Source organism: Natronococcus jeotgali DSM 18795 (assembly GCF_000337695.1).
GTDB lineage: Archaea > Halobacteriota > Halobacteria > Halobacteriales > Natrialbaceae > Natronococcus > Natronococcus jeotgali.
Map to the genome: position 1 here is coordinate 87,402 of NZ_AOIA01000092.1, position 6,000 is coordinate 93,401.

Consider the following 6,000-nt stretch of genomic DNA (forward strand, 5'->3'; position numbering starts at 1 on the left):
TTCCGACGGTTATCCGGGGTCTCGAGGGTGATCAGCTGCTGCTGACCATTCGTTCGGCTCGCCCCTTCACGAACGGACCCAGCAGGATCGCCAGGATCGCCAGCGACAGGAGAAACGACAGCGGCTGGTCGATCGGATTGACGAAGATGGTGTACTCGCCTCCCGATATCTGGAGCGACCGGAAGAAGTTCTCCTCGGCAATCGGTCCGAGCACGATTCCGAGCACGAACGCGATAATCGAGTAGTTGTTCCGGACCATGTAAAATCCCAGAATCCCGAGCGCGATGACGGCGCCGACGTCCCACCAGTTCTGGTTGAGAGTGTACGCTCCGGCGAACGAGAGGACGACGACCATCGGGATGATCACGTTCGTATCGAGTTCGGTGATCCGGCTCGCGAAGGGGATCAGCGTCAGCCCGACGGCGAGGATGAGGACGTTGCCGAGGAACAGCGAGATGAACAGCGCATAGGTGATATTGAGCTGGTCGCCGAAGAGAACGGGGCCGGGCTGGAGTCCGTGCATGAGGATCCCGCCGAGTAAAACGGCGGTGGAGCCGCTTCCCGGGATTCCGAACGACAGCGTCGGAACGAGCGAGCCGCTGACGGTCGGATTGTTCGCCGCCTCCGGTGCGATGACCCCGCGAGGATCGCCCTCGCCGAACTTCCCGTCCTTGGTCGAGGAACGAGCCTCCTCCGCGTAGGCGACGAACGTCGAGGTCGTCGCCCCCGAACCGGGGATCATTCCGATCCCCATGCCGATCAGTCCGGATTTGATCGTCGTGACCGGATACTTGAAGATCGTCATGATGCCCTTGCGGACGCTGCCCGCGAGTTCGACGTCGTCATCGGAGATCTGATCGCGCGCGGCGAGTTTCATCATCTCGGCGAACGCGAACATTCCGATCAACGCCGCCACGAAGTCGATCCCCTCGTAGAGGCCGAACTGACCGAACGTGAACCGCGGGCGCGGACTGAGGATTGCGGTTCCGATCGTCGAGATCATGAAACCCAGCGCCCCGGCGACCAGGCCCTTCACGATCGATCCCTGAGTGACGATCGTGATCAGCGAGATGCCGAGGATCGCCAGCAGGAAGTACTCCGGTGAACCGAACGCGAGGACGACTTCGATCAACACCGGCGAGAGGACGACCAGCAGGATCGCCGCGAGAAATCCGTTCAGCGCCGAGGCCGTCGTCGCGATCGCCAGCGCGTTTTTCGCGAGCCCGTTTTTCGACATCGGGTAGCCGTCCAGCGTCGTCGCCGCTGCCGATTCGGTCCCCGGCGCGTTGATCAGTATCGCCGAGATCGAGCCGCCGAACATCGCGCCGCTGTATATCGCGACCAGCAGGATGATCGCCGCCGTCGCCTCCAGCGGAAGCGTCAACGGGAGCACGATCGCCATTCCGACCGGTGAACCGATACCCGGAAGGGCGCCGAGGATGATGCCGAGAAGCAGGCCGACGGTCAGCCAGAGGAGCATTTCCGGGCTCGTCGCGACCACGAGCCCCTCGAGAAAGGCGTCGACTGCCATCTACGCACCACCTCGAAGCAGTAGCGACGTGCTATCGATAAGCGTCGGAACGAGCGGACTGAAATCGAAGATCTGGCCCTCGTCGAACGGCATCACGAGGTACGTTATGAACAGGTAGATGACGATCGTTCCCGCTGCGGCCAGTCCCAGACCGACGACCGGATTCACCCGGAACCAGAGGGTGTATCCGAGGATGTACAGGGGAGTGACGAAGAGGAAACCGGCCGCCCACCCCGCGACGAAGTACAGGACCGCCGTCGAGACCATAAACACGGTCTCGTTCACCTCGTACCCGTACTTCGAGCCGAGCGTGTCCTTCCCGTTCTTCTGGTCCCGTTCGTCCAGCAAATCCTCCTCGTCGCCAGCCTGTTCGACGACCTCCGACTCGTCGGAACTGGTGATGCTGACGCTCTCGGCGACGAACGTGTAGAGGGGGCCTGGAAGGTAATTCTGTAGCAACAGCAACAGCGAGCCGATAAAGACAGCCGACGCGGTTAGCTGGGGAAACACACGAGCGTCGTCCGGATAGTCCGCGATCACCGGCTCGATAATGAACACCGCGCTTAGGACGAGAAACGTAACGAGCATTATCCGTTCCGGCGTTACGTTCCTCTCGGTTGACTCTGTGTTACTCATAATATTACTGGGCGGAGGGGGGTTACGAGTGTTCTTCGATCAGCTCGATGATCCCGAGTTCCTCGATCTCCGCGAACGCGTCTTCGATCGCCGCGTTCGCCTCGTCGGGCCCCTCGTAGAAGATCGGGTTTCCGGTCTCTTCGGACCACTCCTGGTAGCGCTCGTCCTCGGTCGCCTCCTCGACGCGTCCGGTCAGTTCCTCGATGACGCCGTCGGGCGTATCCGGCGGCGCGTACAGCCCGCGAGTGACACCGGAGATGAAGTCCATGTCCGGGTACCCCTCGTCGGTGACGGATGGGATGTCGGGGTACACTTCCGTTCCCTCGCTCCAGAACGTACAGATCGGGTAGACGCCTCCGGAGGAGACGTTCGGCTCCGTCCCCGCGTCGGTTCCGATCCCGCAGGGTACCTCGCCGGAAGTAACCGCTTCGGTGATCGGACCGGTTCCCGTATACTGAACCCGCTCCTCCCACTGCCAGTCGTATTCCTCGGCGTACCCCTCGCCGTGTTTCGCCAGCAGGGTCATGATGTCCTGGGGGCTGCCCGGCTCCTGAATCCCGATCGTTTCCCACTCGCCGGAGTTGTGCATCTCGCGGACGTCGTCGAACGTCTCGACCTCACCCTCGTACTCCTCGTTGACGATGAGACACCACGTCGAGCGGCCGATGTTCGCGATTCCCTCGAGGTCGCGCTGATCGAACCCGGGGTCCTCGAGCATCTGCGGCGGCACCTCGAGCGGGGTCGCGCTCCCCGAGATCGTGTGTCCGTCCGGATCCGAGCCGTACAGTTCCCCGAACCCGTTTAGGCCGCCGCCGCCGGGGACGTTGTCCACCTGGATGTCCTGTCCCATCGCGTCGGTGAGCGATTCGACGATACCGCGGGCGTAGACGTCGGTGCCGCCTCCTTCGTCGTACGGCACGATGTATCGGATCGATTCGGAGGGTTCCCAATCCTCACCGTTCCCCGATCCCGGGCTGTCGTCCTGCAGACAGCCGGCCATCGACGCGGCAGCACCCGCACCGGCGATTCCGAGGAACCGTCGCCTGGTCGTTGCCTCCACCGTCACACTTCGTTGCGTTGTTTCTTCGGACATACGTATTAGCCACAGACCCTGGGATGTGTTGCTTGACTCCGTGAGTCAGGGTTACACTACCATGATCAAACAGTACAGATATAAAGCTTTCTCTTATACCGGAATATTTCGACAGTATAGACGAAATCAATAACGAGGTACGACGTGAACTAGTAGTTCCGTTCCGATCGCTCTCGACGGGTGATCCGTTGCGGACGGAGCCGGCGTGCGGGTAACTGATTTACGGGTGGAGATCCTTCTCGAAGCTATGACCGTCGTTGCAGCGATCGATCGTTCCGACAGGGCAGCCGCCGTCGTTACCCAGGCACACCGTCTCGGACGCGCGTTCGACGAACCGGTCGAGGTCGTCCACGTGCTCACCCGAGACGAGTTCGTCTCCCTCGAGCGGACGAACGTCAGCGAGACCGGGGAGACGGTACCGGTGGCGGACGTCGTCGAGATCGCGGAGGAGATCGCCGCGGAGGCGATCGAAGACGCGAGCGTCGAGGCGACTCCAGTTGGACTCCTCGGCGACCCGGCGGACGAGATCGTCGACTACGCCGAGGAGGCGGACGCGAGCTATCTGGTGGTCGCTGGACGCAACCGATCGCCGGTCGGGAAGGCGCTATTTGGGAGCGTCACCCAGTCCGTCCTCCTGAACGCGTCCACCCCGGTCGTCTCGCTCCGGGGCGAGTAAGCGTCGGCGCCGTAATACAAAATTTTTTGCAAGAGACTCACTAACGGCGGTACATGGTCAGCTACAGTGCCTACGAGAGCATCACCGTCGACGTCGACGACGGGATCGCGACGATCGAGTTCCACCGACCCGAGGTCTACAACGCGCTCAACAACGAGGTCATGCTCGATCTCAAGCGCGCGTTCGACGAGATACAGCTGAACCGCGATATCGAGGCCGTGGTGATCACCGGCGAGGGTGAGGACGCCTTCTCCGCAGGCGCCGACATCTCCCAGTACGCCGGGACGGCCGAGGAGCACGATCCCCTCCAGAAGGACCGCCAGGAGCTGTTCTACGAGATGTACCAGAAACCGTACGACTGTCACGCGCCGGTGATCGCGAAGATCAACGGCTACTGCGTCGGCGGGGGCCTGATCTTCGCGATGTACTGCGATCTCCGGATCGCCGTCGATGACGCGAAGTTCGGCGTCCCGACCGCGAACATCGGCCAGATTCCGACTGGCGGCTCGACCTGGCGGGCAGTCGAGCTGGTCGGCGAGGCCAAGGCCAAGGAGCTCGTCTACACCGCGGGGATGATCGATGCCGACGAGGCCGAGCGTATCGGGCTGGTCAACCACGCCGTCCCGCGCGAGGAGTTAGACGAGACCGTCGACGGGATCGTCGACGGGATCCAGAAGACCGGACGCACGGCGGTGAAAAACTCCAAACGCGCGCTCAACGGCGCAGTACGCGCCGGCAGTCTCGAGGCGGCGCGGGAACAGGAGGCCGAGATCTGGTGGGAGCAGTTCGCCACCGACGAGCGCCGCGAGCTGGTCGACGAGTTCAACGAGGAACGATGAGCGGGGGACCCCTTTCGGGCGTCTCGGTCGTCGAGATGACCGGTCACCGCGCGGGTCCCTTCTGCGGCGCGTTGCTCGCCGACATGGGTGCCGACGTCGTGAAGATCGAACGCCCGGGCGTCGGCGATCCGGCCCGATCCCAGGGGATCGGTCCCGACGGCAAGTCCGGCTACTTCATGGCGAACAACCGCAACAAGCGGTCGGTCACCCTCGATCTCAAGACCGACGCCGGAACGGAGGCGGCCCGGGACCTGATCGCCAGCGCCGACGTGTTCGTCGAGAACTTCGGCTACGGCGTCACCGACAAGCTCGGCATCGGCTACGACGAGATCAGCGAGCGCAACTCCGAAATCGTCTACGCCAGCATCAAGGGGTACGGCGAAACCGGCCCCAAACGGGAGCAGCCGGGACTCGATCTTATCCTGCAGGCCGAGGGCGGGATCATGAGCGTCACCGGGCCCGAGGGCGGCGAGCCCGTCAAGGTCGGCCAGGCGATCGGCGATCTCACGACGGGGATGTTCGCCGCGATGGGCGTCCTCGCGCGATTGTACGAGCGCGACCGCCTCGAGGACCCGGACGCGTTCGTCGGGAAGTTCGACGTCGGCCTGTTCGACTCGATCGTCACCCTGCTCAACGAGTACCTCACGGAGTACTCGATGGACGGCTCCGTTCCCCGACCCCAGGGCGTGACCCACCAGACGCTCGTTCCCTACCAGCGCTTCGAAACCGCCGACGGCGCGCTCGTCACCGGCGTCCCGAGCGACGAGCGTTGGGGCGACTTCGTCGATCTGGTCGGCGCCGAGGAGCTCCGGGAGTATCCGACCAACGACGACCGTCAGGCAAACGCCGAGCGGGTCACCGAACTGATCCAGACGGCCCTCGAGGAAGAGCCGACTGAACACTGGCTCGAGCAGCTGACGGCGGCGAACTTCCCCTGCGGTCCGATCAACGACGTGGCCGACGTCGTCGCGGACGAACAGACGAGCGCCCGGAACCTCGTCGTCGACCACGAGGACCCCGACTGGGGCGAGTGCCTGCTGCCGGGCCACCCGATCAACTACCCCGAGTACGACGCCGTCGTGCGCTCGCCCGCGCCGCGGCTGGGCGAACACACCGAGGAGGTGTTCGACGAACTCGCGGACGATCAGACGACCCTCGAGCGGTGGAGCGAGGACGGCGCGTTCGGCGACTGACGCGCTTGCACGTCTTTCGGCGGGAGCGAGGG

The 6,000-nt window shown here is 63.6% G+C and carries 6 protein-coding genes; 3 read left to right on the top strand and 3 right to left on the bottom strand.

All coding sequences use genetic code 11. The features are described from left to right. Positions 1 to 31 precede the first annotated feature (31 nt). The 3 genes from C492_RS09985 to C492_RS09995 form a co-directional block, all read right to left on the bottom strand. Positions 32 to 1,531, bottom strand: coding sequence for a tripartite tricarboxylate transporter permease (locus tag C492_RS09985; protein WP_008423022.1), 1,500 nt, complete (start codon positions 1,529 to 1,531; stop codon positions 32 to 34). After that, positions 1,532 to 2,119 carry a hypothetical protein gene (locus C492_RS09990; protein ID WP_008423024.1) on the bottom strand — a complete coding sequence of 196 codons (588 nt, stop codon included), beginning with the start codon at positions 2,117 to 2,119 and terminating at the stop codon, positions 1,532 to 1,534. It lies immediately after the preceding gene. Positions 2,120 to 2,189: 70 nt separating this feature from the next. Further along, on the bottom strand, positions 2,190 to 3,194 hold the full coding sequence (locus C492_RS09995; RefSeq protein ID WP_049892959.1) for a Bug family tripartite tricarboxylate transporter substrate binding protein: 1,005 nt from the start codon (positions 3,192 to 3,194) through the stop codon (positions 2,190 to 2,192). Positions 3,195 to 3,507: 313 nt separating this feature from the next. Here C492_RS09995 and C492_RS10000 point away from each other — a divergent pair, with 313 nt between their 5' ends. The 3 genes from C492_RS10000 to C492_RS10010 are packed head-to-tail and all read left to right on the top strand — an operon-like array spanning position 3,508 to position 5,968. Further along, the gene (locus C492_RS10000; protein ID WP_008423027.1) at positions 3,508 to 3,936 is read left to right on the top strand and encodes a universal stress protein; all 429 of its coding nucleotides are present in this window, start codon (positions 3,508 to 3,510) and stop codon (positions 3,934 to 3,936) included. Positions 3,937 to 3,989: 53 nt separating this feature from the next. Further along, a complete protein-coding gene (locus C492_RS10005; RefSeq protein WP_008423029.1) occupies positions 3,990 to 4,775 on the top strand; it encodes an enoyl-CoA hydratase/isomerase family protein in 786 nt (261 codons plus the stop codon). After that, the gene (locus C492_RS10010) at positions 4,772 to 5,968 is read left to right on the top strand and encodes a CaiB/BaiF CoA transferase family protein (RefSeq protein WP_008423031.1); all 1,197 of its coding nucleotides are present in this window, start codon (positions 4,772 to 4,774) and stop codon (positions 5,966 to 5,968) included. Before C492_RS10005 ends, C492_RS10010 begins: the two co-directional genes overlap by 4 nt. The last annotated feature ends 32 nt before the right edge of the window (positions 5,969 to 6,000 follow it).

Coding starts and splice junctions, on each gene's coding strand:
- C492_RS09985 (WP_008423022.1), bottom strand. CDS start 1,531: ATGGCAGTCGACGCCTTTCTCGAGGGGCTCGTGGTCGCGACGAGCCCG.
- C492_RS09990 (WP_008423024.1), bottom strand. CDS start 2,119: ATGCTCGTTACGTTTCTCGTCCTAAGCGCGGTGTTCATTATCGAGCCG.
- C492_RS10000 (WP_008423027.1), top strand. CDS start 3,508: ATGACCGTCGTTGCAGCGATCGATCGTTCCGACAGGGCAGCCGCCGTC.
- C492_RS10005 (WP_008423029.1), top strand. CDS start 3,990: ATGGTCAGCTACAGTGCCTACGAGAGCATCACCGTCGACGTCGACGAC.
- C492_RS10010 (WP_008423031.1), top strand. CDS start 4,772: ATGAGCGGGGGACCCCTTTCGGGCGTCTCGGTCGTCGAGATGACCGGT.